Below are 981 nucleotides of genomic sequence, written 5' to 3' on the forward strand. Positions count from 1 at the left end.
GCGCAGCCCGGATTATTCGGTGATCTTGGACACAACGCCCGCGCCAACGGTGCGGCCGCCTTCGCGGATCGCAAAGCGCAGACCGTTTTCCATCGCGATCGGGGCAATCAGCTCAACGCCGAAAGACACGTTGTCGCCCGGCATCACCATCTCGGTGCCTTCAGCCAGCTGAACCGTGCCCGTCACATCCGTCGTCCGGAAGTAGAACTGCGGGCGGTAGTTCGCAAAAAACGGCGTGTGACGACCACCTTCCTCTTTGGTGAGGATGTAGGCTTCGGCCTCGAACTTGGTGTGTGGCGTCACCGAACCCGGCTTGCACAGAACCTGACCACGCTCAACGCCGTCACGGTCAATACCGCGCAGCAGCGCGCCGATGTTGTCACCCGCTTCACCGCGGTCCAGCAGCTTGCGGAACATCTCAACACCCGTGCAGGTCGTTTTCTGCGTGTCGCGGATGCCCACGATTTCAATCTCGTCGCCCACGTTGATAACGCCACGCTCAACACGACCCGTCACAACCGTACCACGGCCCGAGATCGAGAACACGTCTTCCACAGGCATCAGGAACGGCTGGTCAATCGCGCGCTCAGGCGTCGGGATCCACTCATCCACAGCCGCCATCAGCTTGCGGATCGCTTCTTCGCCAATCTCTGGGTTGTTGCCTTCCATCGCCGCCAGCGCAGAACCGGGGATCACAGGAATGTCGTCGCCAGGATAGTCGTAGGACGACAGCAGCTCGCGGATTTCCATCTCGACAAGCTCAAGAAGCTCTTCGTCGTCAACCTGATCCACCTTGTTCATGAAAACAACCATCGTCGGGATGCCAACCTGACGGCCCAGCAGAATGTGCTCGCGCGTCTGGGGCATCGGGCCGTCGGCCGCGTTCACAACCAGAATGGCGCCGTCCATCTGTGCCGCACCCGTGATCATGTTCTTCACGTAGTCCGCGTGACCCGGGCAGTCCACATGCGCGTAGTGACG

At 60.8% G+C, this 981-nt stretch carries 1 protein-coding gene; it reads right to left on the minus strand.

All coding sequences use genetic code 11. From position 1 onward, the window contains the following. Positions 1 to 12: 12 nt before the first annotated feature. Positions 13 to 981 (minus strand): elongation factor Tu (gene tuf / locus G0Q06_RS14185; RefSeq protein ID WP_163967425.1); only part of this gene is annotated, 969 nt, incomplete at its 5' end.

It is taken from the genome of Oceanipulchritudo coccoides (assembly GCF_010500615.1).
GTDB lineage: Bacteria > Verrucomicrobiota > Verrucomicrobiia > Opitutales > Oceanipulchritudinaceae > Oceanipulchritudo > Oceanipulchritudo coccoides.